Origin of the sequence: Solicola gregarius, assembly GCF_025790165.1 — a bacterium.
Taxonomy (GTDB): domain Bacteria; phylum Actinomycetota; class Actinomycetes; order Propionibacteriales; family Nocardioidaceae; genus Solicola; species Solicola gregarius.
Genome location: NZ_CP094970.1, coordinates 1626553 through 1652802, shown reverse-complemented (window position 1 = coordinate 1652802; position 26250 = coordinate 1626553). Strand labels below are relative to the sequence as shown.

The 26250-nt window shown below is 68.7% G+C and carries 23 protein-coding genes; 10 read left to right on the top strand and 13 right to left on the bottom strand.

Translation table 11 applies throughout. The features are described 5' to 3' along the window. Window positions 1–20 precede the first annotated feature (20 nt). The 5 genes from L0C25_RS08210 to L0C25_RS08190 are packed head-to-tail and all read left to right on the top strand — an operon-like array spanning window position 21 to window position 6976. Window positions 21–2516, top strand: coding sequence for a prenyltransferase/squalene oxidase repeat-containing protein (locus L0C25_RS08210; protein ID WP_271635985.1), 2496 nt, complete (start codon window positions 21–23; stop codon window positions 2514–2516). Then, window positions 2513–3382, top strand: a complete 870-nt coding sequence (locus L0C25_RS08205; protein ID WP_271635984.1) for a hypothetical protein — start codon at window positions 2513–2515, stop codon at window positions 3380–3382. The genes L0C25_RS08210 and L0C25_RS08205 overlap by 4 nt, the downstream gene beginning before the upstream one ends. A gap of 9 nt (window positions 3383–3391) precedes the next feature. Next, window positions 3392–4522 carry an energy-coupling factor transporter transmembrane component T gene (locus L0C25_RS08200; protein WP_271635983.1) on the top strand — a complete coding sequence of 377 codons (1131 nt, stop codon included), beginning with the start codon at window positions 3392–3394 and terminating at the stop codon, window positions 4520–4522. Further along, window positions 4519–6138: an ABC transporter ATP-binding protein gene (locus L0C25_RS08195; RefSeq protein ID WP_271636806.1), complete on the top strand. Its 1620-nt coding sequence runs from the start codon at window positions 4519–4521 to the stop codon at window positions 6136–6138. The genes L0C25_RS08200 and L0C25_RS08195 overlap by 4 nt, the downstream gene beginning before the upstream one ends. Beyond that, a complete protein-coding gene (locus L0C25_RS08190; RefSeq protein WP_271635982.1) occupies window positions 6131–6976 on the top strand; it encodes an ECF transporter S component family protein in 846 nt (281 codons plus the stop codon). Before L0C25_RS08195 ends, L0C25_RS08190 begins: the two co-directional genes overlap by 8 nt. A gap of 266 nt (window positions 6977–7242) precedes the next feature. Here L0C25_RS08190 and L0C25_RS08185 read toward each other — a convergent pair whose 3' ends face one another. From L0C25_RS08185 to L0C25_RS08150, 8 genes are read right to left on the bottom strand one after another with little or no spacing between them, the layout of a single operon-like run. Further along, a complete protein-coding gene (locus L0C25_RS08185; protein WP_271635981.1) occupies window positions 7243–8028 on the bottom strand; it encodes an enoyl-CoA hydratase-related protein in 786 nt (261 codons plus the stop codon). Window positions 8029–8039: 11 nt separating this feature from the next. Beyond that, window positions 8040–9206 (bottom strand): acyl-CoA dehydrogenase family protein, encoded by a 1167-nt coding sequence (locus L0C25_RS08180; protein WP_271635980.1) that lies wholly within the window; start codon window positions 9204–9206, stop codon window positions 8040–8042. A gap of 8 nt (window positions 9207–9214) precedes the next feature. Continuing rightward, window positions 9215–10528, bottom strand: coding sequence for a flavin monoamine oxidase family protein (locus L0C25_RS08175; RefSeq protein WP_271635979.1), 1314 nt, complete (start codon window positions 10526–10528; stop codon window positions 9215–9217). Continuing rightward, complete coding sequence (locus L0C25_RS08170; protein ID WP_271635978.1) at window positions 10525–11592, bottom strand: ABC transporter ATP-binding protein; 1068 nt, start codon at window positions 11590–11592, stop codon at window positions 10525–10527. The genes L0C25_RS08175 and L0C25_RS08170 overlap by 4 nt, the downstream gene beginning before the upstream one ends. After that, window positions 11589–12425, bottom strand: a complete 837-nt coding sequence (locus L0C25_RS08165; RefSeq protein WP_271635977.1) for an ABC transporter permease — start codon at window positions 12423–12425, stop codon at window positions 11589–11591. The genes L0C25_RS08170 and L0C25_RS08165 overlap by 4 nt, the downstream gene beginning before the upstream one ends. Beyond that, window positions 12425–13306: an ABC transporter permease gene (locus L0C25_RS08160; RefSeq protein ID WP_271635976.1), complete on the bottom strand. Its 882-nt coding sequence runs from the start codon at window positions 13304–13306 to the stop codon at window positions 12425–12427. The genes L0C25_RS08165 and L0C25_RS08160 overlap by 1 nt, the downstream gene beginning before the upstream one ends. Before the next feature lies 1 nt (window position 13307). Next, window positions 13308–14450, bottom strand: coding sequence for an extracellular solute-binding protein (locus L0C25_RS08155; RefSeq protein WP_271635975.1), 1143 nt, complete (start codon window positions 14448–14450; stop codon window positions 13308–13310). After that, window positions 14447–15121 (bottom strand): TetR/AcrR family transcriptional regulator, encoded by a 675-nt coding sequence (locus L0C25_RS08150; RefSeq protein ID WP_271635974.1) that lies wholly within the window; start codon window positions 15119–15121, stop codon window positions 14447–14449. The genes L0C25_RS08155 and L0C25_RS08150 overlap by 4 nt, the downstream gene beginning before the upstream one ends. 69 nt (window positions 15122–15190) lie before the next feature. On the opposite strand from L0C25_RS08150, the gene L0C25_RS08145 reads away from it, so the two are divergent. Further along, window positions 15191–17350: an acetate--CoA ligase family protein gene (locus L0C25_RS08145; protein WP_271635973.1), complete on the top strand. Its 2160-nt coding sequence runs from the start codon at window positions 15191–15193 to the stop codon at window positions 17348–17350. On the opposite strand, the gene L0C25_RS08140 is transcribed toward L0C25_RS08145, so the two are convergent. The 5 genes from L0C25_RS08140 to L0C25_RS08120 all read right to left on the bottom strand — a co-directional run bounded on the left by L0C25_RS08140 (window position 17234) and on the right by L0C25_RS08120 (window position 23634). Beyond that, on the bottom strand, window positions 17234–18361 hold the full coding sequence (locus L0C25_RS08140; protein WP_271635972.1) for an aromatic ring-hydroxylating oxygenase subunit alpha: 1128 nt from the start codon (window positions 18359–18361) through the stop codon (window positions 17234–17236). The two genes, L0C25_RS08145 and L0C25_RS08140, sit on opposite strands and share 117 nt — an antisense overlap. An 82-nt stretch (window positions 18362–18443) precedes the next feature. Further along, on the bottom strand, window positions 18444–19439 hold the full coding sequence (locus L0C25_RS08135; protein WP_271635971.1) for an NADPH:quinone oxidoreductase family protein: 996 nt from the start codon (window positions 19437–19439) through the stop codon (window positions 18444–18446). Continuing rightward, entirely contained in the window at window positions 19436–20821 is a 1386-nt protein-coding gene (locus L0C25_RS08130; RefSeq protein WP_271635970.1) for a cytochrome P450, read from the bottom strand. The genes L0C25_RS08135 and L0C25_RS08130 overlap by 4 nt, the downstream gene beginning before the upstream one ends. A gap of 24 nt (window positions 20822–20845) precedes the next feature. Next, window positions 20846–22168, bottom strand: a complete 1323-nt coding sequence (locus tag L0C25_RS08125) for a cytochrome P450 (protein WP_271635969.1) — start codon at window positions 22166–22168, stop codon at window positions 20846–20848. Continuing rightward, window positions 22165–23634 carry a flavin-containing monooxygenase gene (locus tag L0C25_RS08120; protein WP_271635968.1) on the bottom strand — a complete coding sequence of 490 codons (1470 nt, stop codon included), beginning with the start codon at window positions 23632–23634 and terminating at the stop codon, window positions 22165–22167. Before L0C25_RS08120 ends, L0C25_RS08125 begins: the two co-directional genes overlap by 4 nt. Before the next feature lie 95 nt (window positions 23635–23729). Here L0C25_RS08120 and L0C25_RS08115 point away from each other — a divergent pair, with 95 nt between their 5' ends. The 4 genes from L0C25_RS08115 to L0C25_RS08105 all read left to right on the top strand — a co-directional run bounded on the left by L0C25_RS08115 (window position 23730) and on the right by L0C25_RS08105 (window position 26229). Further along, complete coding sequence (locus L0C25_RS08115) at window positions 23730–24317, top strand: TetR/AcrR family transcriptional regulator (protein WP_271635967.1); 588 nt, start codon at window positions 23730–23732, stop codon at window positions 24315–24317. A gap of 97 nt (window positions 24318–24414) precedes the next feature. Beyond that, entirely contained in the window at window positions 24415–25656 is a 1242-nt protein-coding gene (locus L0C25_RS08110; protein WP_271635966.1) for a calcium-binding protein, read from the top strand. Further along, window positions 25586–25819 carry a calcium-binding protein gene (locus L0C25_RS24200; protein WP_408641697.1) on the top strand — a complete coding sequence of 78 codons (234 nt, stop codon included), beginning with the start codon at window positions 25586–25588 and terminating at the stop codon, window positions 25817–25819. Before L0C25_RS08110 ends, L0C25_RS24200 begins: the two co-directional genes overlap by 71 nt. Further along, window positions 25807–26229, top strand: a complete 423-nt coding sequence (locus tag L0C25_RS08105; RefSeq protein ID WP_271635965.1) for a hypothetical protein — start codon at window positions 25807–25809, stop codon at window positions 26227–26229. Before L0C25_RS24200 ends, L0C25_RS08105 begins: the two co-directional genes overlap by 13 nt. Window positions 26230–26250: the final 21 nt, after the last annotated feature.

The following is a 26250-nucleotide window of genomic DNA, read 5'->3' as shown; positions in this document are numbered from 1 at the left end:
GAAGGATCGAGGTGTCTGGGATGCGAAGGTCGCTGACCGTCGCGGCGTCGGCCGCGCTGCTTGGCGTACTGCTCGCGCCCGCTGTCGCGTCGTCGGAGCAGGCCGGGTCGGCACCGGAGCTCACGCGTACCGAGATGGCGGGAGCGTGGATCGCCCGCGAGGGGGCGGACGGCTCGTTGCCCGGTCCGGCCACACCGACCGACTGGGGTCTGACCGCGAACGCGCTGTTCGCGCTGTACGCGAGCGGGGTCGGCGAGTCGGCGGCGGCTCGGATGACCACGGCGATCGAGTCGCACGCCGGCGAGTTCCTCGGGCCAGACCTGTACGCCGACAAGGACGCTCGCATCGCCGGGTCTGCCGCGGCCATGCTGAACGTCGCCGTCGTCACCGGACGCGATCCGCACGCCTTCGGCCACGGCCGTTATGCAGGCACGGGCCACGCGTACGACATGCGTCGCGAGGTGCTCGGGCTGCTCGGCCCTCGCGGGTCCAAGCAGCCGGGCCGGCTCCGCGACCGCGGCACCGGCCGCGACAGCACGAACCTGTTCAGCCAGGCGCTCGCCGTGATCGGGCTGGCCCGGTCCGGTGGCGGTCACGAAGCCGCGCTGCGGTTCCTGCGCAGCCAGCAGTGTGGTGCCGGCTACTTCCGGATGTTCTACAACGACGGCAAGTCGTGCAATGCGGCACATGGCAGGCCCGATATCGACGGCACCGCGATCGGGACGCAGGCACTGCTCGCGGCCCGCGCCGCCGGAAGCGATGGACTCGACGGGCCGATCTCCCGCGCGAGCGCGTGGCTTCGCCGCGTACAGCGACCGGACGGGTCCTTCGGCGGCATCGGGTCCAGCGAACCGCCCAACTCCAACACGACCGGCCTGGCGGCGCAGGCCCTGCGGGCGACGGGAGCGTCGGGGGCGTACCGGAAGGCGCGTGCGTGGGTTGCGGCGCTGCAGGTGACCCCGCCGCGAGGAGCCGGCACCCAGGTCGCCGGCGACATCGGCGCGTTCGCGTACAACCCGGCCGGCCTGACCAGGGCGCGACAGTCGGGCATCGACGACGGCGGCCGCGACCAGTGGCGGCGCGCCTCGGTGCAGGCCGTGTTCGCGATCGCGCCCGTGCCCTTCGGCCGGCTCGGTACGACTGCGCCGACGGGCAACCCGACGGTGCCGAAGGCGGAAGCGCCGCCCGAGGACGATGACCACGGCACGCCTCCGCCGGACGACGACGAGCAGACCGACGACCCGACAAACGACACGCCGGATGAGTCGACCGACGATCCCTCGGACGACCCGCCGCCTGAGTCGGGCGAGGGGTCCGACGACGAGAAGTCGAAGGCGGACAAGACGGCGCCGTCTCCCGCCCGACCGAACGAGCGGCTTGCATCGTTCATCGCCGGTCGGCTCGTCGACGGTACGCACGTCGAGGTGCGCCAACGTGGGCAGCTGTATGTCGACTACGACCTGACCGCCGACGCCGTGCTTGCGCTGCACGTACTAGGCGAGCAGTCCGATGCTGCGCGCAGAGCCACGGAGTTCCTGCTGCGTAAGGAGTCTGTCGACGCGTACGCGCACGGTCGGCCGTACGAGAAGGGTGGCGCCGACTACGCGGAGCCGCTGGCCAAGCTCTCCCTGATCTCGGGGTGGCTGCCGACCAAGCAGGCGACGGAGGCGACGACGTCGCTCGCCGACGAGCTCGCCGGGCTGCAGAACCCGTCCGGCGGCTTCGACGACGAGGGCGACCAGGCGGACGTGAGCATGTCGACCGAGCGACAGGCGCTGGCGGCGCTCGCGCTACGGGCCGCGGGCCGTGATGCGGAGGCCGACGGTGCGCTCGACGCGATCCGTGCCGTCCAGTGTGACGACGGGTCGTTCGCGACCGATCTGACCCAGACCGACTGTGCCAACGGCGATGTCGCCCCGACCGGCCTGGCCGTGCAGGCGCTCAATGCCGTACGCGTCGGCGGCGCGACCGACAGTGCGTACACGCCCGCCGGGCTCCCGTCGGCGGCGGATGCGCCGAGCGCATCGGATCCCCTGGTACGCGCGGCGAGCTACCTGTCCGGATACGGCTCCGAGTCGGACGTACGTCCCGCGTCGACCGGCAGCGAGGACTGGACCGCCCTCGCCGCGGTCGCGGCGGGCAAACAGGCCCTCGGCCTCGACGCGACGTACCTCGCCGATCGCGTCGGTCGGCTGCTGCGGCCCGACGGTGGTGTCGCGACCGAGGCAACGGCGAAGGCATCCAGTGACATCGAGGCGAGTGTTGCGGTGGCGCCCGCGGTGGTCGGGCGGTCGCTGCTGAGCGCGGACGGGTCTGCGCTCGCAGGGGCCGTACGAGTGCCGGTCGGTGTCGACCAGACCGGCCGTGCAGCGCCGGCGGCCGCCCCCGACAGCGATCCCGCGTTGCCCGATTGGGCCGTCTATGGGCTCGCCGGACTGCTCGCGGTCGTGCTGCTGTTGGCGGCTGTACGGCTCTTGCAACGCATCGTGCAACGCCCGCGGGGGAGTCGCCCATGAGACGTGCAGCGCTGGCCGTGGCCGCAACGGTGGCGGTCGTTCTCGCGCCGGTGGCTCCTGCCTCGGCGATCGACGACTCGCAGGGCGCGCCGGGATTCTGTCCGGACGACAACGGCGTGACGGTGGTCGTCGACATGGGCGCCCTGGGAGGCGACGTGATCGTGCGTTGCGCGCCCGGTTCACAACAGCGCGATGGTCTCGAGGCGCTCGAGGCTGCCGGGTTCGAGATCTCCGGCACCACCCGATTCGGCGATGGTGCGGTGTGCCGGATCGAGGGCCGTCCGGCGGCAGACGAAGGGCTCGCCGTCGACGGCAACGACGGCTACCAGGAGGCATGTGTCGACATGCCGCCCGCGTCCGCGTACTGGAGCTACTGGGGCGCCGACAACGGTGGCGACTGGTCGTACAGTCAATGGGGGTTGAAGAATCGCGATGCGGTCAACGGCGGGTTCGAGGGCTGGTCGTTCTCGATGAACGAGTCGCGCTCGTCGCCGAGCGCACCCCGCATCGCCCCAGTACGCCCGGAGTCGGACGACTCCGGCGCCGACCTGCCGGACGACGAGCCGACGACCGACGGCCGCGACAAGGGGAATGGTCCGGGGCCGAGCCACGACGCCGGCGACCAGGGCAACGGCGGTTCTGACGAGGGACTGCCGATGCCGAAGAAGCGCGACACGGGACCCGCGCCCACAGCAGGCAGCCAGGACGGGGTCGAGTGGACCGGTGGCGAGAACACCGCCGACGTCTCCGCGGCCGCCGATGAGTCGTCGTCGGGCGCGCCCTGGGCCGCGGCAGGGGTCATCGGGGTGCTCGGCGTGCTGATCGCCGCGACGGCGGTGCGCCGTCGTACGCGACGTAACGGCTGAGGACCTGCCGTGCCCGCCGCCTACTTCGTACCCCGTGACCTGCATCCCGGTGCCTGGTGGCTCTGGGCGATCGGCCTCGCGGTGGCGGCGAGTCGTACGACGAACCCCTGGCTGCTCGCGACGATCATCGCCGTCGTGTCGTATGTCGTGGTGGCCCGCCGATCGGAAGCGCCCTGGGCGCTTGCGTTCCGGATGTACCTCTACCTGGGCCTGCTCATCGTCGTGATGAGGGTGGTGTTCCGGATCATCTTCGGCGGGGCCGAGGGCGACACCGTACTGCTCGAGCTGCCCGAGATCCCCTTGCCGGGTTGGGCTGCGGGCGTCCAGCTCCTCGGTGATGTATCGCTGGAGGCGGTGCTCGGCGGACTGTACGACGGTATGCGCCTTGCGGCGATGATCATCTGTCTGGGCGCCGCGAACGCGCTCGCGAACCCGAAGCGCCTGTTGAAGGCGATGCCGCCCGCACTGTACGAGGTGGGCACCGCCGTCGTGGTGGCCTTGTCGGTGTTCCCGCAGCTCGCCGAGAGTGTCGTACGCGTGCGTCGTGCGCGCCGGCTGCGCGGCCGTGCGACCCGACGATTCGACCTGGTGCGCACGGTGGCCGTGCCGGTGCTCGAGGACGCACTCGACCGGTCGTTGCGCCTCGCGGCGGCGATGGACTCGCGCGGCTATGGGCGGGCGGGCACTGCAGACGCGCGTCAGCGGGTCGTGAGCGGAACGCTGCTGATCGGAGGGCTCGCGGGCATCTGTGTCGGCGCGTACGCGTCGCAGGACCTCACCATGTCGCGTGGTGTCGCGTTCGTGGCGCTGGCCGTCGGGTGCGGATCGGCGATCGGCGGGATGACGTTGGCGGGGCGTGGCGCACGGCGTACCAGATATCGCCCGGACCGGTGGCGGTCCGCCGAGCTCGTCACCGGGGCCTCGGGCATTGCGGTCGCGGTCGGGTTCTGGTTGACCGCATCGGCGGACCCGATGGGCATGAACGTGCAGCCCGATGGATGGCCGACGCTCGACTGGGCACCTCTGTGTGTCGTCCTGATCGGGTTGCTGCCGGCATGGCTGACCCCGCCGCCGGCGTTGCCGTACGCCGAGAGCGATGCGGCGCCGGCGCCACTCGTCGCGGAATCGGTGCCGACATGATCGACCTCGAACGCGTGACGTTCACGTACGACGGAGCGGCTGCGCCGACGTTGCGGGAGGTCGACCTGCACATCGAGGAGTCCGAGCTGGTGCTCGTCGTAGGGCATACGGGCGCGGGCAAGTCGACACTGCTCGGCACGCTGAACGGCCTCGTACCGCACTTCACGGGCGGGCACCTCGAGGGCACCGTCACCGTCGGTGACCTGTCCACGCAGTCGCATCCGCCGCGCGAGCTCGCGCATCTCGTCGGTGTGGTCGGGCAGGATCCGCTTGCCGGCTTCGTCACCGACACGGTCGAGGAGGAGCTCGCGTACGGCATGGAGCAGCTCGGCATCGCCCCGCAGGTGATGCGCCGACGCGTCGAGGAGACCCTCGACCTGCTGGGCATCGCGGAGCTGCGGCGTCGTGCGCTGCGTACGTTGTCGGGTGGCCAGCAGCAGCGGCTCGCGATCGGGTCGGTGTTGACCGCGCATCCGCGGGTGCTGGTGCTCGACGAGCCGACCTCCGCGCTCGATCCGACCGCCGCCGAGGAGGTCCTCGCGACGCTTGCCCGGTTGGTGCACGACCTCGGCACAACGGTCGTGCTCGCCGAGCACCGGATGGAGCGCGTCGTGCCGTTCGCCGACCGGCTCGCGTACGTCGCGGGTGACGGCAGCGTGACGTGTGACGAGCCGCGAACGCTGCTGCGCGACATCCCGGTTGCGCCTCCGGTCGTAGCGCTGGGGAGGCTCGCCGGGTGGGATCCGTTGCCGCTGTCGGTACGCGATGCACGGCGGGCGGCGCGTACGTTGCGAGACGACCTGGCCGGGCAGCCCGGCCACCGGTCGGCGGAGTCGTCCGGCGACGTACGCCTGCGCGCGAAGGCGGTCGTGGTGCGATACGGGTCGAAACTCGCCGTACGCGGCGCCGACGTCGACCTGCGGGCCGGTGAGGTCACGGCGTTGATGGGGCGCAACGGTTCGGGAAAGTCGTCGCTGCTGTGGGCGTTGCAGGGCGCGGGACAGCGCTCCGGGGGGTCGGTCGACGTCGAGACGCCGGACGGTGTGCGTGATCCGTCGTCGCTGACGGCCGCGGGCGCGCGCCGGCTCGTCGGCCTCGTACCGCAGACGGCAAGCGACCTGCTGTACCTCGAGTCCGTCGGCGAGGAGTGTGCGACCGGCGACCACGAGTCGGACGCCGACGTGGGTACGTGCCGCGCACTGCTCGAGCGGTTGTCGCCGGGCATCGACGACGCGACGCACCCGCGCGACCTGTCCGAGGGACAGCGGCTGGCACTCGTCCTCGCCATCCAGCTGACGGCCGCTCCCGAGGTGATGCTGCTCGACGAGCCGACCCGCGGGCTCGACTACACGGCTAAGCGCGAGTTCGCCGCCGTCGTACGCTCGCTCGCTCGCCAGGGTGGCTCGATCGTGGTGGCGACCCATGACGTCGAGTTCGTCGCCGCTGTCGCCGATCGGGCCGTCGTACTCGCCGACGGTGAGGTGGTCTCGGATGGCCCTGCCGTTGACGTACTCGCGGCCTCGCCCGCCTTCGCGCCGCAGGTGTCGAAGGTGCTCGGATCGCAGTGGTTGACGGTGGATGACGTTGCGGCTGCACTCGGGAGCGACGATGAGTGACGCGCGTGTCGTACGCATCGGGCCGCGTTCCGCGCTGACGCTTGCGGTCGCCTCACTCGCCGGCCTGGCGATGTTCGTCTGGCCGCTGCTCGTACGCGTCGACTCGTCCAACGGTCAGCACACGGTGGACGCGCCGTTCATCTTCATCCTCATCCTGCCGGTGGTGATCGCCGTCGTGCTCGCCGAGCTGTCCGAGGGCGGCATGGACGCCAAGGCGCTCGCGATCCTCGGTGTACTCGCCGCGGTCGACGCCGCGCTACGCCCGCTCGGTGCGGGCGTCGCCGGTATCGAGACCGTGTTCTTCCTGCTGGTGTTGGCCGGACGGGTCTACGGAGCCGGCTTCGGGTTCGTTCTCGGGTGCGCCTCGATGTTCGCCTCCGCCTTGTTGACCGGCGGCGTGGGACCGTGGCTGCCGTTCCAGATGATGTGCTCCGCGTGGATCGGCATGGGCGCCGGCCTGTTGCCGCGACGTGTCACGGGCAAGTGGGAGATCGCGATGCTGGTCGCGTACGGCATCATCGTCGCGTACGCCTTCGGCTTCTTGATGAACCTGTGGTTCTGGCCGTTCGCGGTCGGCATCGACGTCCCCGGCGCCGACGGCGGCGTCTCGTACGTCCCCGGTGACCCCGTGCTCGAGAACCTCCATCGCTTCGCCACGTACACCGTGCTCACGTCGACGTTCGGCTGGGACACCGGCCGCGCAATCGCCAACACCGTAGCGATCCTGGTGTTCGGGCCGACCGTGCTCGCAGTTCTACGGCGCGCGTCCCGCCGCGCCTCGTTCGCGGCGGCGGTGACCTTCGACCCCGCGGGCGCTCCATCCGCAGGCAAGGTGTGAGGCGCCGACCGGCCAGTGCCCGTTCGTGCGGAGACCAGAGGTCGTACGCGAAGGAAATGTAGCGGTGTCGCAGGAACGAGCGGCGACCCCGAAACGCATCGAGATCGGCCCGCAAGCGCGGCCAGTACCCCTGGCGGGACACGAGCAGCGTAGTCGAGCTGACGCGTGCTTCTGGATCGACCGGGTCGCAATACCCGTCATCGATCGTGCTCGAGGCATCATAGGGTTGCAGTTCGAAGCAGCGTTTCTGTCTCGCGTTCGGGTGGTCAGCGGCCCTTCCAGACAGGTTTGCGCTTCTCGGTGAAGGCCTTGAAGCCCTCGACGCCGTCCTCGGAGTCGTAGAGGGTCGCCACTGTCGGCAGGGTGCTCGAGGTGACCAGGTCGATGGCCTCCTGGAACCGCAGCGATTCCGCCACCCGGGCGGTCTCCTTGATCGCGGCGAAGACGAGCAGTGGGCCGGCGGCCAACAGGCGTGCGGTTTCCCAGGCGCGGCTCCGAACCGCGGGCTCGTCGGGCAGCACCTGGTTGACGACGCCCCAACGGGCGGCCTCCGACGCGGGCATCCAGCGTCCGGTCAGGAGGAGTTCCATCGCGATGTGGTACGGCATCCGCTTCGGTAGTTTGATCGTCGCGGCGTCGGCGAGAGTGCCTGCGTTGATCTCCGGAAGCCCGAATTGGGTGGTCTCCGAGGCGTAGATCAGGTCGCAGGAGAGGGCCAGCTCGAAGCCGCCGCCCATCGCCAGGCCGTGGACGGCGGCGATGACCGGCTTGTTGAGATCGGGGAGTTCCTGGAGCCCGCCGAAGCCGCCGACGCCGTACGCCCCCTGGACGGCCGCCCCGTCGGCCGCGGCCTTGAGGTCCCAACCGGCGCAGAAGAACTTGTCGCCCTCGGTGCGCACGATCGCGACTCGTTGGTCGGGGTCGTCGCGGAACGAGGCGAAGACCTCTCCGAGCTCCTGGCTGGTCGCGAGGTCGATGGCGTTGGCCTTCGGCCGATCGAGGGTGACCTCGAGGACGCCGTCCTCGACGTGGGCTCGCACCGTGTCGTTCATGGTCACTCCTGTCAGGCTCCCAGCGGCCGCAGCAGCGACCGGCTGATGATGTGGCGTTGGATCTCCGAGGTGCCGTCCCAGATTCGCTCGATCCGCGCATCTCGCCAGATCCGCTCCAGGGGTAGCTCGTCCATGAGGCCCATGCCGCCGTGGATCTGGATTGCCTCGTCGGAGACCATCGAGAGCATCTCGGTCGCCTTCAGCTTGGCCATTGCGATGTCGGCGTCGGTGGCGATGCCCTGGTCGTACCTCCATGCCGCGTGCAGGGTCATCAGCTCGGCGGCGCGCATCTCGGTCGCCATGTCGGCGAGCTTGAAGCCGACCCCTTGAAACCGGCCGATCGGTTGCCCGAACTGCTCACGGGTCGCTGCTTGCTCGAGCGAGAGCTCCAGCGCGCGCTCGGCGCGGCCAAGGCAGGATGCGGCTACCTGGAGCCGGGTCGAACCGAGCCAGGTGCCGGCCAGCTCGAATCCCTTGTCCTGCTCGCCCAACAGTGCCTCCTCGCCGACCCGGACATCGTCGAAGTCGAGGATCGAGTTCGTGTAACCGCGGTGGGAGACGTTGCGGTATCCGGGCCGGACGCTCAGACCGGGGGTGTCGAGATCGACCAGGAAGGTCGACATCGTCGGGCGACCCGCGTCGTCCGCGCCCGTGACTGCCACCAGGATCACGAAGTCGGCCTCGTCGGCGTGGCTGATGAAGTGTTTGGTCCCGCTGATCCGCCAGCCCCGATCACCAGCACCGCCGTCGCGGGTGGCGCGGGTGCGCATGGCGCGCATGTCGGAGCCGGCGCCGGGCTCGGTCATCGCGAGGCAGTCGACCCGCTCCCCGCGCACGCACGGGTAGAGGTAGCGCTCGCGTTGCGCCTCGGTGCCGGCCAGCAGGATGTTCGACGGCCGTACGACGCCCGTGTACTGCAGGGCGTAGCTGGCCCGGCCGAGCTCCTTCTCGTAGAGAACCCAAGTGACCGTGTCGAGGCCGGCGCCGCCGACCTCCTCGGGCATGTTGGCGGCGTACAGGCCAGCGGCCAGCGCCTTGGTGCGGATCTGGGTGGCGAGCTCGGGGCGCAGCACACCGGTGTGCTCGACCTCCTCCTCGTACGGATAGAGCTCGCGTTCCACAAAGGCGCGGGTCACCTCGACGATGCTGCGCTGCTCGTCGGTCAGGCTGAACTCCATGCGCTCCCCTACTTCCCTGCGAGTGCGGCAGCGGCCGCGCCGCGACCTGTTCTGACTGCGCCCTCCATGTAACCGGCAACCCATTGGTCGGAGCCGCAGACGTAGAGCGGCGGCTCGTGGGTGCCATGCAGGGGACCCACGGCCATGACATCACCCGGGCACCAGTTGGTGACGTATCCCTGGGCCCACGGGTCGGTGCCCCACAGTCGGGTCCAGGTCTGCAATGGCGTGCTTGCCTGCGAGCCGTACAGGTCGGCGATCTGGGCCAGTGCCTCGCGAGTTCGGGTCTCGGGTTCGGCGGCCACGAAAGCGGCGTACCGCTCGGGCGGGATCAGCGCCGAGATGACGCCGTGCTGCTGCGGCCAGGTCGAGCCGAGGATGCCTTCGCACTCGGACAGTGCGTTCTGGCCCCGAGTGCGCCAGAACGGCTCGTCGTACGCCGCCACGAACTTCGCCGCCCACGCGTGTCGCTGCCGCCGCAGCGATGCCAGCCGGGCGTGGCTGACGCCCTCGAAGTCGATGTCGCGGGCCGGACCCGAGGGCACCGCGATGACGACGGCGTCGGCGTGCAGCTGCTCGCCCGCTTCAGTCGTGACCAAGGTGCCCGACGGCTTGATCTGGACCCGGCGCACCGGCGTTGCCAGACGTACGTCGCGCAGCCCTTCGGCCATTCTCAACGCGACGGTGGCCGAGCCCTCGGCAACCCGCAGGTTCTCCCACTGCTCGACGTCGTAGCTGCCGGTAGTGCCGCCGACCACGGTCTTGCGGGCGTAGGCGAACAGGCTCTGCCTCTCGATCGAGCCGTCGGACAGGCTCAGATGGGAGAGTTCCCAGAGCCGGAGGACGCCTGGTGTCGCCCCGACCTCACGTAGCCAGTCGCCCACGCTGAGCCGGTCCAGTCGCTCGAGGTCCGGGCACGACCAGGGGTCGTCGGGGTCGATCGAGGCCAGCACCTTGGCGAGGGCTTCCTGCACTTTCACTGAAGCTTCCCGGTCGGCCGGGGTACACCAGGACGGCCATTCCCCGATGTCCACCGAACCGGGAATCTGTCGAGTGATCTCGCCGGGCTCCGTGACGTACGACGACGTGAGGGTAAGGCCGAGCTCGCCGACCAGTCCGAGATAACTGGTGTGGGCACTGCCTACGACCTCGCCACCGAGCTGGATCCGTCGGCCGTCGGGGCCCTGGACCTGCTCCACCCGTCCACCGACGCGGGGCCGCGCTTCGACGACGGTGACCTGCGCACCACCGGCCTCCAGGTCTCGCGCCGCAGCCAGTCCGGCCAGGCCGGCACCCACGACGACGGCGTCCGCACGAGTCACCTGAGCACCACCGTGTGCTCGGGCAGCCAGCCGGTCTCGACGCGGTCGCCGGGGTGCCATCGGTCCTCGGCCCGCATCTGGGGGAGGTTCTGCTCCAGGACGGTGAGATCGAGGCCCGGAGCGATCGAGACGGTGTACTGCGTAGTGGCGCCGTGGTAGCTGGTGGCGACGATCGTTCCGGGCACCCGGAACATCTCGGGGGTGAGCTCGCTGAGCCAGATCTTCTCCGGGCGGACGGTTAGGCTGACGGTGTCACCCTCGGCTGGGCCGTGGTGGCCGGGCACGGGAATCGAGACGCTCGCGGCGACGGACACGCAGCTGGCGGACCACGTTCCGGTCATCAGGTTGCTGGTGCCGATGAAATCGGCTGCGAAAACCGAAGCCGGTCGCTCGTAGACGTCTTCGGGTGCGCCGCATTGTTCGATGGCGCCGTTGTTCATGATCGCCACCCGGTCACTCATGCTGAGCGCTTCGTCCTGGTCGTGGGTGACGAAGAGGAAGGTGATGCCGACCTCGCGCTGGATCGCTTTCAGCTCGGCCTGCATCGCATGGCGGAGCTTGAGGTCGAGCGCGGCAAGCGGCTCATCGAGCAGCAGCACCTTCGGCTCGTTGATGAGCGCCCGGGCGAGCGCGACCCTTTGGCGCTGGCCGCCGGAGAGCCGGCTCGGCTTCTCCTTGGCCCGGTCGCCGAGCTCCACCAGCTCGAGCATCCGGGAGACGCGCTGATCGATGGTGCGGCGGTCGATGCCCTTGCGACGCAGGCCGAAACCGACGTTGCCGCGGACGTCGAGATGCTCGAAGAGTGCGTAGCTCTGGAAGACGGTGTTGACGTCGCGCAGGTGCGGTGGCGTACCGGTGACGTCTTCGCCTCCGACGAGGATGGTGCCGGATGTCGGATCGCTGAAACCGGCGATCATCCGCAGCGTGGTGGTCTTGCCGCAGCCCGACGGCCCGAGCAGGGAGAAGAACTCCCCGCTCGCGATGTCGAGGTCAAGATGGTCGACAACGGTGGCCCCGGCGAAGTCCTTGGTCAGACCATGTAGCGAGACGGAGGGGATGTTCACTTTCGGTCACCTCCCGTGATCAGGTCGAGGCTGGACGTGTCGCGGTTGAACAGGCGCGGGATCCACAGGCCGGCGGCGATCAGCAGGGCTGAGGCGACGAGCATCAGCGTGCCGATGGCATTGATGGCGGGGGATACCCCGAAGCGGATCGAGGAGTAGACGCGCACTGGTAGCGGCTGCGGGTCGACCCCGGTAGTGAAGAACGCGAGTACGAAGTCGTCGAAGACCAGCGCGAAAACGAGCAGCCCCGCGCCGACCAGAGCCGGGATGAGGCTGGGCAGCGTCACCAGCCGCACGGCCTGGAACGGCGTGCAGCCCAGGTCACGCGCGGCCTCCTCGACCTCGCCGGCGATGCCGACCAGGCGCCCGCGCACGATCACGGTCACGTAGGCGATCGAGAACGTGATCTCGGCGAGGATCACGGTGGTGAGCGAGAGCTTGAGTCCGATACCGGTGAACAGCAGCAACGCCGCTACGCCGGTCACGATCTCCGGGGTAACGAGCGGGAGCAGCGTGATTGTGCCGATGACCCGGCCGCGTCGCGACCTCACCCGCTCGAGGCCGAGCGCCAGCATGGTCCCGAGCAGGAGTGAGCCGAGCGTGGCGACGGTGGCGATCTTCAGACTTGCCACCAGGGAGTCGAGCAGGGCGTCGTTGTGGACCAGGTCGTCATACCAGCGCAGGCTGAAGCCACCGAACGAGGAGAGCGACTTCTTGTCGTTGAAGCTGAACAGGGCAACGGCCAGGATCGGCAGATAGAGCCAGGCGAAGAAGATCACCGTCATGCCGACGGCGAAAGGCGGCTTCCGCTCCAGTTTGCGTGCGCGGGCCATCAGATCTCCCGACCACGGGTCGAGGTCCCGCGTAGGTAGGCCACCATCAGGATGGTCAGGGCGGCCATCAGGCCGACTGTGAGTGCGGAGCCCAGCGGCCAGTTCTGCCCTTCGGTGAACTGCTGCTGGACGAGGTTGCCCATCATGTAGGTGTTGGCACCGCCTAGCAGTTGCGCGCTGACGAAATCGCCGAGTGCCGGCAGGAAGACCAGCAGCACCCCGCCGTACAGACCGGCGCGCGTCGCCGGCAGCGTCACGCTGAAGAAGGTGCGGACCGGGCTGTGGTAGAGGTCCTTGCCGGCCTCGATGAGCGACTTGTCGAGCCGCTCGAGGGAGGCGTAAACCGGCAGGATCATGAAAACGACGAAGCCGTAGACCAGGCCGGCGATCACCGCCCCAGAGGTGTTGAGGAAGGTGATGCCGTCGCTGAGTCCGGAACGACGCAGGCCGCTGTTGACCAGGCCGTCGTCGGAGAGTAGCGCCTTCCACGCGTACATGCGGACCAGATAGCTGGCGAAGAACGGGACCACGATCGCCGCGATCAGGACGTTCTTGTAGCGGCCTCCGTGGAGGGCGATCGCGTACGCGACCGGGTACGCGATCAGCGCCGAGATGATGACCGTCGCGACGGCGTACGCAAGGGAACGCAGGAGAAGCTCGAGGTAGACCTCGTTCCAGATGGCCCGGTAATTGGCGGTACTGGTGGCGAATGCCGGATAGCCGTCGTTCGTGGTGCGCCCGAAGGAAAGGAGCACGATGATCACCATGCTGGAGACGAAGAACACCACCATCCAGGCGGTCGGCAGAGCGAGCAGCCAACCCCACAGCGACGTGCGCTGAGCAGACCGCGGGCGCTTCGCGACTTCCTGGCCGGCTGTCATCTCAGCCCGCCTTTACCTCGGTCCACACGGCCGCTCGGCGCTGGACCTCGTCGGTGGCGAGGAGGCGGAAGACGTTCTCGTTCTCCAGGTCGGAGACCTCTACGTTGCAGGCCGGCACGCTCTTAGCGAGGTCGGCGAACGCCGGAAGCGCGTCCTTCACCGGGAACGGGTAGAAGAGGTAGTTCATGTTCTCGATAGCGTTCTCGGGCCGCAGTAGGTAGTCGATGAACAGCATCGCGGTGCCGGGGTGCCGAGCGTTCTCGGGGATCGCGTAGGTGTCGGAGTTGATCGGGACGCCCTCATCGGGCGCCTGGAAGTCGAAGCTCGTCGGGTCGTCGGCCAACGCCTCGCGGAGGTAGAGGAAGTCGCCGCTCCACATATGGTGGATCCAAGCGTCCCCGCTGGTCATGTTGTTGATGTCGTCGGAGGAGTAGGCGCGGAGGTACTCCTTCTGGCTGAGCAGCAGGTCCTTGATCTCGTCGAGTTCTGACGTCGCGGCCGTGTTCACGTCGTAGCCGAGGAGCAATGCGGCCATGCCGAGCGCTTCGTCCTGGTCATCGAGGGTGAAGATGCGACCGCGCGCCTCGTCGTTCCACAGGTCCTTCCAGCTGTTGGTCATCGAGGACACCTTGTCGGTGCGCCAGCCGATGCCGGTCTTGTAGACGGTGAACGGGACCGAGACCTTCGACCCCGGGTCGTACCAGGGGTCGTTGAAGTAGGAACCGGAGTAGAAGACCTGGTCGGCATTCTCCAGCTCGGCCGGGTCGATGGAGCGGAGCTTGCCTTCCTGGCGGAGCTTGACGACCCACTTGGCGATCGGGAAGACGATGTCGTACTGGTTACCGGCCGCGAGCTTGGCGTACATGCCCTCCATCGAGTCGTAGTTGGATTCGATGACCTCGACGCCGTACTCCTTCTGGAAGCCCTTGACGACGCTCGGAGCGAGGTAGTCGGCCCAGTTGAAATAGACGAGGTCGCCGTCGATCTCGGCCTTGGCCGAGGGTGGGAGTGGAGCGTCGGTGGGGGCATCGTCGCGGATGTAGGCGCAGCCGGGCAGCGCAAACGACGCGCCCAACGCCAAGGCACCGGTCAGGAGGCTCCGCCGTGATGGCCGGGGTACCTCGAGATCGGGCCGGAGGTTCATGCCTTGGTTCCGCCTTCGAGGGACGGCGTGGCCGGAAGCGGTCCGTCGTGTCCGACCAGAACTCCGACCGCGGTGGCGATCGCGGCGCGGGCCTTCTCGACTCCGAGGTCCGGTTCTCTCGCCAAGACCCGCGCGCCGATCCCGTCGGTGAGGGCGACCGCAGTCTCGGCCACGAACCGTGGGTCGAGCGCGGTGTCGAAGACTCCGGCCGCCACACCCTCGCGGACGATGTCGGCGACGGTCGCGTACAGGTCCTCGTAGAGGTTCGCACTCACCTTGGCGAGGTGGCGGTCGCGGATGCAGAGCAGCGCCAGTTCCTGCCAGAGCAACCATTCGTCCGCGCGCTGGCGGTCGCTGGGCAGGCACCGGTCGAGGAACGAGGACAGCCGCTCTGCGGGGTTCGCGCCCGCGTTGGCCATCGCATGCCGGTTGAGCTCGGCCGAGACATCGTGAGAGTAGGTGAGCACCTCGCCGAAGAGTTGCTCCTTGGTGTCGAAGTGGTAGTGGAGCAGGCCGGTCGACACACCCGCCGTGCGTGCGATCGAGGCCATCCGAACCTGCGCCAGGCCGTCGCGGACGATCCGCTCGGCCGCGGCGGCGAGGATCTGCCCGCGGGCATCCGCGGCCGCTTGCCGGCGCTGGTTCGTAGGAGCCTTTGCGCTGTTCGCCACCCGACCCCCGCATGAATCGACCGATCAAATTGACTGCTTAGTCAGTCAGCTGATGGTACGGTCGGGCGCGTGAGGCGTCAAGGGCCGCCGGGTGCGTCAGCACAGGTGTCGTTGGGTGCCCTCTTCGCGCCCCGGACGGTCGCGATCGTCGGTGCCAGCCCCGACTCCGCCAAGTGGGGGCACATCCTCAGCCAACGCGCACTGGCCTCACCCGGTGACCGCACGATCCTCCTCATCAACCGGCACGCGCGTGAGGTCCTCGACCAGCCGACCTACGTCTCGCCCCGGGCTGCTGCCGCGGCGCACGATGTACGCATCGACCTGGCGGTGCTCTGCGTGCCGGCAAGCGGCTTCGTCGCCGCAGTGACCGACGCCGTCGCAGCCGGAGCTCGGGCGATCGTGGGGATCACCGCGGGACTTTCGGAGGCGGGTACGGAGGGGGCTCGGATCGAGGCCGAAGCGCTTGCGGTCGCGCGCGACGCGGGCGCAGTGCTGGTCGGCCCGAACTGCCTCGGCGTCGTCGACACCTCGACCGGGCTCCAGCTGGCACACGCGACGCTGCCCGCCGGGGACGTCGCCGTCCTCAGCCAGAGCGGCAACCTCGTACTCGACCTCGCGGGGCTGCTGGCGGAACGCGGCTTGGGAGTCTCCCGGTTCGTCTCACTCGGCAACCAGGCAGATCTGGGGCTCGTCGACTTCCTGTACGCGTGTATCGATCACAACGGGACCCGGGCAGTCGCGGTCTACACCGAGGACGTCGTGGACGGTCGAGGCTTTCTCGATGCCGCCCGTGCGTTGCGGGACGCCGGCAAGCCGCTGGTGCTGCTCGCGCCCGGGCGTACCGAAGCGGCGATTCGCAGTGCGGTGTCCCATACGGGCTCACTGACCAGTGCAGCGATGGTGCTCGATGCAGCCTGTGCGGCAGTCGGTGCCCGGCGCGTGGAGCATCCGACCCAGCTGGCCGACCAGCTGGAAGCGCTGCGCTCGCCGCGCCGGATGTCCGGTGATCGGGTCGCCGTGCTGACCGATGGGGGAGGGCACGGCGCGGTGGCCGCCGATGCGCTTGCCGCGGCCGGGATGCGCACCCCCGAGCTGACCGGTGAGCTGGTGACCGAGCTCAGGGCGGCGCTGTGGGCGCGGGCGGCGGTCGCCAACCCCGTCGACCTCGCCGGGGCCGGCGAGCAGGACGCCGCGAGCTATGCCCGCGGGGTGGCACTCTTGCTGCCATCGGATCAGGTCGACGGCGTACTGCTCACCGGGTTCTTCGGCGGCTACTCGACCGAGCAGTCCAACCTGACCGAACCGGAGCTCGCAGCGGTCGCGCAGGTTGCGGCGACGGTTGCGGCACAGAGCAAGCCGCTGGTCGTGCACACGATCTACCCTGACAGCCCGTCCGCCGAGGCGCTGCGGGCCGCGGGCATCCCAGTGTACCGAGACGTCGATCGCGCGTGTGCCGTGCTGGCTGGGCTCGTCGAGCACGAGTCGGCCGGGCTCGCCGAGCCCTTGCCGGTCAATGCGGCGCCGGTCACCGACACGTCGTACGACGCGGCGCGAGCACTCTTCGTCGAAGCCGGGATCGCCTTCCCGGCCGCAGTGTCGGTGACCGACGCGGCCGGTTTCGAGGCCGCGCTAGCGGACTTGCGTTTCCCCATCGCCATGAAGGCAACCGGCCGGTCGCACAAGTCCGAGGGAGGCGGCGTGGTCCTCGGGGTGGCCGACCGCGACGCCGCTCGGACGGCGTACGACGACCTGATGGCGCGACTAGCACCGCCGACCGTCTCCGTCGAGGAGATGGCTGACCTCACCGACGGCGTGGAGCTCATCGTGGGCAGCGTCCGTGACCCGAAGTTCGGCCCGGTCGTACTGGTCGGGTTGGGTGGGATCTTCGCCGAGGTGCTCGCCGACACCGCATGCGCGATTGCGCCCACGTCGCCTGCAGCCGCCCGCAGACTCCTGCTGTCCCTGCGGGGTGCCCCGCTGCTCCTCGGCGCTCGGGGCCGACCGGCGGTCGACTTGGACGCGCTCGCCGAACTCGTCGCCAGGGTTTCGCTGCTCGCTTCGGCACATCCCGAGGTCGCGGAGCTGGAGCTCAACCCGGTGCTGGCCGGCCAGTCAGGCGTCTTGGCGCTCGACGCTAGGGTCGTCCTCGAGGTCGCGCAGGTACCGCTGGTCGAAACCGTGGACCCAGGAGTCCTTGGCCGGGAAGACGCCGTGATCGAACGCCCGTGAGGTCACGCCGCGTTGGACGCGCTCGCACGCCTCGTTGTCCTGGTGGGTCACCCGTTCGTTGAACTCCACTATCGGCGAGGGGTCGAAGTCGGGGTCGGCCAGCGCCTCGGAGCTGAACAGGTACTCCGTCACCAGCCGGCAGCTCCGCGGGCCGGTCGGGAAGACCGCGGTGGTCAGGCAGCTGGACCCGTCGACATCGAGGAACATCGTCGGGTAGACGCCGGCTCCGTAGTAGGCCTCCGGGTCACCGTCCTTCTTGAACCCCGGCAGGAGCGGCAGCCGGAGCCGGGGGTCGTCGACGATCGCGGTACGACCATCGGCCAAGGAGACGCCACCGTCGTGGCGGTCGTTCTCGAAGATGTTTCCCTTTCTGTACGCGGGCACGGCGGCGACGAGCTCAGGGTGGATCGTCGGACAATGTAGGCACTCGTTGTAGTTCTCGATGACGATCTTCCAGTTGGCCTGGACGTCGTTGACCGAGATGTGGCCGATGCGCAGGTCTGCAAGCCCGAACCGCGCTAGCCCCAGCGGGTCGTCCTGCTGGTCGGCGAGGTGCTCGCGTAGCGACCGCGGCTCCTCGCGGGAGAGATTGACGAAGACGAACCCTTCCCAGACCTCGACGTGGACCGGCCACAGTGACGTCGACTCCCGGTCGATCTCGTCCTTCTCGATCATCGGGGTTATCGCCAGCGTCCCATCGAGTGCATAGCCCCACGCGTGGTACGGGCAACGCAGGTGGGTGCGGACCTCGCCGCTTGCGTCATCGCAGATCCGCGAGCCCCGGTGCCGACAGACGTTGTAGAAGCCGCGGACCTGGTCGTCCTTACCTCGAACGATCAGGATGCTCTCCTCGGCGATCTCCACGCGCAGCCAGGCGCCGGGCTTAGCGACCCGTTCAGCGCGACCGACGTACACCCAGTTGCGGTAGAACACCCGCTCCTTGTCGATGTCGTACGTCTCATCGGAGTGATAGGACACCCCGGGCAAGGTCTTCCGGATCGCACTGTCCATTCGCTAACTGTACAGTCAGTCAGCTGCTTTGCGTGTCATGCCCGTCTTGGCTGCGGCATCCGGCGCGCGCGAACACGCCCGCTCAACGCACGCTGAGCACGACCTTCCCGGTCGCGCGGCGCTCGTCGAGCTCGGCCAGTGCATCGGCGACCGAGTCGAGCGGGTACGTCGCGCCGATCGGGGGTACGAGTGCGCCGGACTCGATGTGTGGCACCAGCTCAGCCCACTGCGCCGCCACGTACCCGGGTTGTTGGAGCACGAAGGCGCCCCACCCGACGCCGCGTACGTCGGTGTTGTTGAGCAGCAGTCGGTTCACCTTGACCGTGGGGATCTCGCCGGCGGTGAAGCCGATCACCAGGACCCGACCGTTCGGTGCGAGCGAGCGCAGTGAGTCGGTGAATCGGTCGCCGCCGACCGGGTCGACGACGATGTCGACGCCTTTGCCGTCCGTCAGGTCCTTGACCGCGTCCTTGAAGCCGTCGGCGGAAACGGCGTCGTCGGCGCCGGCGTCGAGCGCGACGCGCGACTTCGCATCGGTCGATGTCACCGCGATGACCTGTCCGGCGCCGAACGCCTTGGCGACCTGGATCGAAGCGGTGCCGATGCCGCCGGCGGCACCGTGCACGAGCACGCTGTCGCCCGGGGTCAGCTGTCCGCGGCGCAGCAGGGCGAAGTGTGCGGTGAGGTAGTTGAGCGGTAGCGCGGCGCCCTGCTCGTACGAGAGTGCGTCGGGCAGCTTGAAGACCATGTCGACCGATGCGACTACTCGCTCGGCGAACCCACCGAGCAGCGGGAACGCCGCGACCCGATCCCCGGCCGCGAGACCCGAGTCGGACGGCGAGTCGACAACGGAGCCTGCGATCTCCGAGCCCGGTACGAACGGCAGCGGCGGCTTGAGCTGGTATAGCCCGCGCGTCTGCAGCAGCTCCGGAAAGGAGACACCAGAAGCGTGTACGTCGATGAGCACCTGGCCGTCGCCAGGCGTTGGCTCGGCGACCTCGCCGACCTCCACGGCACTCGGCCCTTCGAGTCGGGTGATCTGCGCTGCCCGCATCGTCGGCCGGTCGCGCCCGCTCACCGGGCAGTCACGACGACCCGCGCCTTGCCCTTCGGCACGCAGGTGATGTTGCGGATCCTCGTACGTTCCGGTTTGCGTTCCGTCATGGTCAATTCATAGCGCTGCAGCACTTCGCGCAGAACGGCGGTGCCTTCCATCAGTGAGAATCCCGCCCCGATGCAGCGCCGCACGCCGCCACCGAACGGCAGCCACGTGTTCGGTGCGATCTCATTGTCGAGGAACCGCTCGGGCCGGAACCGGTACGGGTCGGGGTGGTTCTGTTCGCGCAGATGCGCGAGCCGGATCGACGGTGTCACGGTCGTGCCCGCCGGCAGTCGGCTGCCGGCCACGGTGGTGTCCTCGGTCAGCATCCGTGCGACCTGGTCGATGATCGGGTGCACGCGCATGCCCTCCTTGAGCACTGCCTCCAGATACTTCAGGTCGCCGTTGTCGGCGGCGGTACGCGCCCGTCGCTGCACGTCGCGGTTCATCGCGAGCTCATGGATCGTCCACGAAAGCGCCGATGCCGTCGTCTCGTGTCCGGCGAGCAGCAACGTGACCAACTGGTCGCGCAGTTCGGCGTCGCTCAGTGCCCTCTGGTCGCGCTCGTCGACCCGCTCGTTCCTCGCTCTCTCCTCGCCGCTCGATGGCTCGTGGTCGGCGTCACCGTCGGCGCCGACCAGCAGCAACCGAGACAGCACGTCGCTTCGCTCGGCGAGGTCCGTGGCGCGGCGCCGCTCGGCGATCTCTGCGTACAGCACCTCGTTCAACGCCGTCTGGTTGGCGAGGTACGCCGACCACGGACGCCGCTTCTGCAGCTGCGGGTACGCCCAGCCGAGCAGGATGAGCGGGCCGATGTTGACGGTGCGGTTGACGAGTGGGCGCAGCTCCGCGAGCCGGCGCTCGTCGGTGACGCCGAAGACGACCTGCATGATGATCTCGAGGGTGAGTGCGTTCATCCGGTCGAGAGTGACCAGTGTCTGACCCGACTCCCAGGTGTCGACCTCGCGCTTGGCGAGCGACGCGACGAGCGCCTCGTACGAGCGCAGCGCCGCGCCGTTGAACGCGGGCATCAGCAGCTTGCGGGCGCGCATGTGCACGTCCTCGTCGGTCAGCAGCACCGAGTGCTCGCCCATGACCGGGCCGAGGATCGCATTGCCTTCGCCGGCGTGGAAGGTCGTCGGGTCTCCGGCGAAGACCTGCTTGATGTGCTCGGGCCGGTTGAGGAAGACCAGCGCCCGGCCGCCCGGCGGCACCCGCAGGGTGAACAGGTCGCCGTAACGTCGGTGCATCGCCGGGACGAATCTGGTGCGTGCGCGCATCAGTGCGATCGTCTGCACGAACCATGGCAGCTTCGGGCCGGGTGGGAGCTGTGCGTCTCGACTGGCCTGGACGGCGGTCATTGCGGCCTCCTGGTGCACTGCGCGTCAGCGTGCGGCGAGTACGACGCGCGCCTTGTGCTTCGGGACTGTGGTGATGTTGCGGATGGTCTCGCGTTCCAAGCTGTGCGGATCGGGGCGCACGGTGTACCTCTGCAGGATCTCGCCCAGGATGATCGTGCCCTCCATCAGCGAGAAGCCCGCACCGAGGCAGCGACGGACGCCGCCGCCGAACGGCAGCCACGTGTTGGATGCGACCTCGCCGTCGACGAATCGCTCCGGGCGGAATGCGTCGGGGTCCGGGTAGTTCACCCCGCTCGCGTGCGCGAAGCGTACGGACGGGACAACCGTCGTGCCCGCGGGCAGGCGGTAGCCGGCCACTGTGGCGTCCTCCTTCAGCACCCGGCGTACCTGGTCGATCACGGGGTGAACCCGCATCGCCTCCTTGACCACCGCCTCGAGGTACTTGCGGTCGCCCTCGTCTGCGGCGCGGCGGGCGCGGCGCTGTACGTCCGGGTTCTGTGCCAGCTCGTGAAGCGTCCACGAAAGTGCCGATGCCGTCGTCTCGTGCCCGGCGAGCAGCAGGGTCACCAGCTGGTCGCGAAGCTCCGCATCGCTGAGAGGTTCGTGCTCCTGGTCGTCGCCCGCACCGACGTGGAGAAGCCGCGACAGTACGTCGTCGCGTTGCTCGAGATCGGCCGCACGGCGCCGCTCCGAAATCTCCGCGTACAGCAGTTCGTCGAAACGCCGCTGGTTGTTCATGTACGCGCGCCACGGCGCGTACTTCTGCAGCTTCGGGTACGCCCACGACAACAGGGTGAGCGCGCCGATGCTGACGGTGTTGTTCACGACCGGTCGCAGGCGGGACAGCCGCTCCTCGTCGGTGACGCCGAACACGACCTGCATGATGATCTCGAGGGTGAGGGCGTTCATCCGGTCGAGTGCAACGAGCGGCTCGCCCGGCCGCCACGAGTCGACGTCACTCTTCGCGAGGGTGCCGACCAGACCTTCGTACGAACGCAGTGCGGCGCCGTGGAACGCCGGCATCAGCAGCTTGCGGGCACGCAGGTGGGTCTCGTCGTCGACGAGCAGCACCGAGTGCTGGCCCATGACGGTCCGCAGCAGCTCGTTGCCCTCACCCGCGTGGAACACCTGGGGGTCGCCGGTGAAGACTTCCTTGATGTGCTCTCGCCGGTTGATGAACACCAGCCGCTGGTCGCGAGGAGCGCAGCGCAACGTGAAGACATCGCCGTACCGACGGTGCATCGCGGGGACGTACCAGAGGGCACTCGTCATGAACAGCGCCGTCTGCAGCCCGACCGGGATCCGTGGGCCGGGTGGCAACTGTGTCGGGGCCACGGCGGTTGTCATGCGGCTCTCACCCACTCGTAGTCGGGCGCCTCGATCTTGCGGGTGTCCCACCAGTACAGGAAGGTGAAGCCCGGCCAGATGGTGCGGTTCTTACCCTGCGAGTCGAGGTACCAGCTCGTGCAGCCGCCCTGGGTCCAGATGCCCTTGGTGAGCTTTCGTTGGATGGTGTCGTTGAACTCGCGCTGGGCGGCCGGGCGTACGTCCGCAGCGGTCGCACCGCGACGGTCGAGCTCGTCGAGGAAGCGGGTGATGTACTTCGCCTGCTGCTCGATCATGAACACCACCGAGTTGTGGCCGAGCCCGGTGTTGGGCCCGAGCATGAAGAACAGGTTCGGGAATCCGGTCGCGTTGATGCCGAGGTACGTCTCGACGCCGTCCTCCTCGAAGACCTTGCCGAGGTTCTTGCCCTCGCGGCCGGTGATGTCGAGGTACTCGAGAGCGTCAACGACATGGAATCCCGTGCCATAGATGATCACGTCGGCCCCGTGCTCGATGCCGGCGTTGTCGACCACGCCGTGAGGCGTGATCTCGGCGACCCCGGAGTCGATCAGCGTGACGTCGTCGCGGTTGAACATCTTGTAGTACGCGTTGGACTGCAGGATCCGCTTGCATCCCATCCGGTAGTCGGGGATGAGCTTGTCCTGCAGCGCGGGATCATCGACCGCCTTGCGTACGTAGCGTTCGACGATCTTCTCGGCGAACTTCAAAATGTTGAGCTGGCCGTTGAAGCCGACGGCGCGCGATTCGAGCACCCAGTACAGCGCGTTGCGGTACGCGCGCTGCGCCGGTGGCACGGAGCGGAAGAACGACCGCTGCCACTCCGGGATCGCCTTGTCGTTCTTGGGCAACACCCACGGCGGCGTGCGTTGGAAGATCGTCAGCTGATCGGCCTGGTCGGCGATGATCGGCGTGAACTGCACGGCGCTCGCGCCCGTACCGATCACGGCGACCCGTTTGCCCTGCAGGTCGACGTCGTGGTTCCACTCCGATGAGTGGAACCGCTCGCCTTCGAAGGTCTCGGTACCTGGGAGGTTCGGGATGTTCGGGATGTGCAGTGCACCGACACCCGAGACGACGGCGCGGGCGTCGTACGTCTCGCCGCCTTCGGTGTGGACCGTCCAGCGGTGGAGGTCGTCGTCCCACTCGGCACCGGTGACCTTGACGCCGTAGTGGATCTTCTCGTCGAGGTGGTGACGCGCCGAGACGTCGCGCAGGTAGTCCCAGATCTCCTGGTTGCCGGAGAAGTGGCGGCTCCAGTCGGGGTTGAGCTCATACGAGAACGAGTACATGTGGCTCGGGATGTCGCACTCGCAGCCCGGGTAGGTGTTGTCGCGCCACGTGCCGCCGACGTCGGCGGCCTTCTCCACGATGATGAAGTCCTCGCGGCCGGCCTTGCGCAGCTGGATGCCCATGCCGAGACCGGAGAACCCGGTCCCTACGATCAGCACGTCGGTAGTCTGGACCATGTTCGGATACTAACGGTATCTGGAATCGACGCCAAGGGGTTGAGCGCGAGCAGTATTAGGCTGACCGCGCGGACGGCTTGGCCAAGGGAGGTTGGATGGTCGCGGGTACGCGCGCCGAGAGGCAGGCGCAGACACGGGAAGCGCTGATCGACGTCGCGCGGGTCCTGTTCCTGCGCGACGGATTCGCGGCGACGTCGCTCGACCGCGTCGCGGTCGAGGCGGGGTTCTCGAAGGGCGCCGTCTACTCGAACTTCTCCGGCAAGGAGGAGCTCGGGCTCGCCGTACTGGACGACCTCCACACCGAACAGCTCGCCGCCGCGGCCGCGGCGATGGAGGGCAAGCACACTCTCGACGACACCCTCGACGCCCTTGCGTGGTGGGCGCGTGAGCATCTCGGTCAACCCAAGTGGACGGCGCTCGAGGTGGAGTTCGCGTCGATCGCGCGGCACAACCCGTTCGTGGCCGAGCAGATCGCCGCGCGACACAAGGCCGTACGACAGGCGATCGAGCATCTCGTACGCAAAGGGGTCGCCGACCTCGGCGTCGAGCCGGCCATGCCGGCGGAGCAGATCGCGACGATCGTGCTGAGCCTGTCGATCGGGCTCGGGGCGCAGCGCTCGCTCGACCCCGGAATCGACGTCGAGCTGTTCGCCGCGACGCTACGACGGTTGCTGGCGCCGTGACGGAGGCCGAGACGAGTTCCGAAGACTCGCGCTGGCGCGGCTGAGTTCGGTCGCCTGCACGTCCGCGGGTGATCCGCGTCGTCGCTATGTTGGGTCGATGAAGCGAATCAGCACGTCTCTCATCTCCCTCGGCGCCGCGATGGTCGTACTGGCCCCCGCGCCGGCGGCAGTCGCGAGCGGTCAGACCGTCGGTAGAGACAAGCCCAGATGTCACGGCGCCATCGCGACCATCGTCGGGACCTCCGGCAAGGATGACCTTCGCGGCACGCCGCACCGCGACGTGATCGTCGCGCGCGGCGGTAAGGACACCATCGACGGATTCGCGGGCAACGACGTGATCTGTGGCGGGCGTGCGGAGGACGCCATTCGCGGGGGTCCGGGCGATGACACGATCGACGGCCAGCAAGACGGGGTGCAGTGGGCCGGACCGGCGATCTACTACCCGAACCGGATCCAAGGGGGACCGGGCGATGACAAAGTGATCGAATCATCCAAGGGAACCCCGGACCTGCTGACGTTCGAGTCGGCCGATCGCGGCATCACCGCGGATCTCGCGAAGGGTCGGGTTCGCGGCCAAGGACGGGACCGGTTGAAGGGCGCCTTCCGGATCATCGGCACGCCGCACGGCGATCGTGTCACCGCTCCTGGAAGGGCGTCGATGGCACTCGGCAGAGGGCGCGACCGGGTGGTTGTCGACCGGGGGCGCGTGGCGACCGGGAAGGGCGATGACACCATCACGGTGCGAGCGAACGGCAGGTTCGACATCGTCTCCGGACCGGGGGACGACTCGATCTCCCTTCCGAATACGGGGTCCAACCACGTTTCCGGCTCGTGGGAGGTCTGGGCCGGGTACGGCGATGACTCGGTGAGCTCGAATGTCCCGGGTATCTCGATCTACGCCGAGGAGGGCAACGACCGGGTGGAGGCAACTGCCTCTACCTGGACGGTCGCGCCCGGTCCGGGTCGCAACACCGTGATCGGCTCCGCAGCCGTCGACCGGGTACACCTCTCGAACGGCCGGGATACCGTACGCACCAACGGCGGTGACGACGTCGTCAAGAATGGCTCCGGGCGAAGCAACGTACGCCTCGGCGCGGGGGATGACAAGGTCCAGGGCGCGAGTCTCGGCGGCAAGGCGCCGGTGAAACCCGACACCTTCCGCGGTGGTCGCGGCGTTGATCTGGTGAGCTACGAGTACTGGTACCCGCCCCACGGGCGCCGGGGTCTGACCGTGCACCTGGGCAAGGGGGGTTGCGACCGGCACGTACATCGGCCGAGACAACATCCCGGGATTCGAGCGGGTAAGAGGAACGTCGGGACCGGACCGGCTGACAGGTAGCGCCGGTGACAACATCCTGGGAGGCTCGGCGGGTCGTGATCGGTTGCGGGGCCTCGCCGGCGGCGACCGCTTGAACGGCGGGGGCGCCAAGGATCGCGGCAATGGCGGGAGTGGGACCGACAAGTGCCGCAGCATTGAGCGGGCCGTGTCGTGCGAGTCGTAGGACGCTGGTCGCTCCGGTCGCGCAACTCCATTCTCTCGATCGGATCCTCGCACTCGGTGCTGTCGATCGGCTCGTCGTACTCGTTCGCCTCGATCTGCTCGGTCGCGGCGAGCGGCTCGATCGGGTCGGTCGGCTCTGCCGGGTCGCTCGCCTCCCTTGCCTCGGCGGGGTCGATCGCCTCGCTCGGATCGGCCGGGTCCGTCTCGTCGATCGGCTCAGGCGGCAGCTCGGCGTCCGTGCTGAGCTCGAACAGCACCGCGGGCTGGCGGATGGCGGGATCGTCTGCGGACAAGCAGGACCATCGCCCGGTGCCGGAGCGGGTGCCCGAGGTACTCACCGGTGCTCTCTCCGCGATGGCGGTCGGCCTGGCGGCGTACGCCGTGCTGCGCGCCCGACGCTGGCGGCGATAGCGCGCCGGCGTGTGCCACCAT

What these genes read in the sequence shown, in the direction of transcription:
- L0C25_RS08190 (WP_271635982.1), top strand. Translation starts at nt 6,131, where the DNA reads ATGAGTGACGCGCGTGTCGTACGCATCGGGCCGCGTTCCGCGCTGACG.
- L0C25_RS08155 (WP_271635975.1), bottom strand. Translation starts at nt 14,450, where the DNA reads ATGAACCTCCGGCCCGATCTCGAGGTACCCCGGCCATCACGGCGGAGC.
- L0C25_RS08125 (WP_271635969.1), bottom strand. Translation starts at nt 22,168, where the DNA reads ATGACAACCGCCGTGGCCCCGACACAGTTGCCACCCGGCCCACGGATC.
- L0C25_RS08180 (WP_271635980.1), bottom strand. Translation starts at nt 9,206, where the DNA reads ATGGAGTTCAGCCTGACCGACGAGCAGCGCAGCATCGTCGAGGTGACC.
- L0C25_RS08205 (WP_271635984.1), top strand. Translation starts at nt 2,513, where the DNA reads ATGAGACGTGCAGCGCTGGCCGTGGCCGCAACGGTGGCGGTCGTTCTC.
- L0C25_RS08110 (WP_271635966.1), top strand. Translation starts at nt 24,415, where the DNA reads ATGAAGCGAATCAGCACGTCTCTCATCTCCCTCGGCGCCGCGATGGTC.
- L0C25_RS08165 (WP_271635977.1), bottom strand. Translation starts at nt 12,425, where the DNA reads ATGGCCCGCGCACGCAAACTGGAGCGGAAGCCGCCTTTCGCCGTCGGC.
- L0C25_RS08185 (WP_271635981.1), bottom strand. Translation starts at nt 8,028, where the DNA reads ATGAACGACACGGTGCGAGCCCACGTCGAGGACGGCGTCCTCGAGGTC.
- L0C25_RS08160 (WP_271635976.1), bottom strand. Translation starts at nt 13,306, where the DNA reads ATGACAGCCGGCCAGGAAGTCGCGAAGCGCCCGCGGTCTGCTCAGCGC.
- L0C25_RS08130 (WP_271635970.1), bottom strand. Translation starts at nt 20,821, where the DNA reads ATGACCGCCGTCCAGGCCAGTCGAGACGCACAGCTCCCACCCGGCCCG.
- L0C25_RS08195 (WP_271636806.1), top strand. Translation starts at nt 4,519, where the DNA reads ATGATCGACCTCGAACGCGTGACGTTCACGTACGACGGAGCGGCTGCG.
- L0C25_RS08120 (WP_271635968.1), bottom strand. Translation starts at nt 23,634, where the DNA reads ATGGTCCAGACTACCGACGTGCTGATCGTAGGGACCGGGTTCTCCGGT.
- L0C25_RS08210 (WP_271635985.1), top strand. Translation starts at nt 21, where the DNA reads ATGCGAAGGTCGCTGACCGTCGCGGCGTCGGCCGCGCTGCTTGGCGTA.
- L0C25_RS08115 (WP_271635967.1), top strand. Translation starts at nt 23,730, where the DNA reads ATGGTCGCGGGTACGCGCGCCGAGAGGCAGGCGCAGACACGGGAAGCG.
- L0C25_RS08140 (WP_271635972.1), bottom strand. Translation starts at nt 18,361, where the DNA reads ATGGACAGTGCGATCCGGAAGACCTTGCCCGGGGTGTCCTATCACTCC.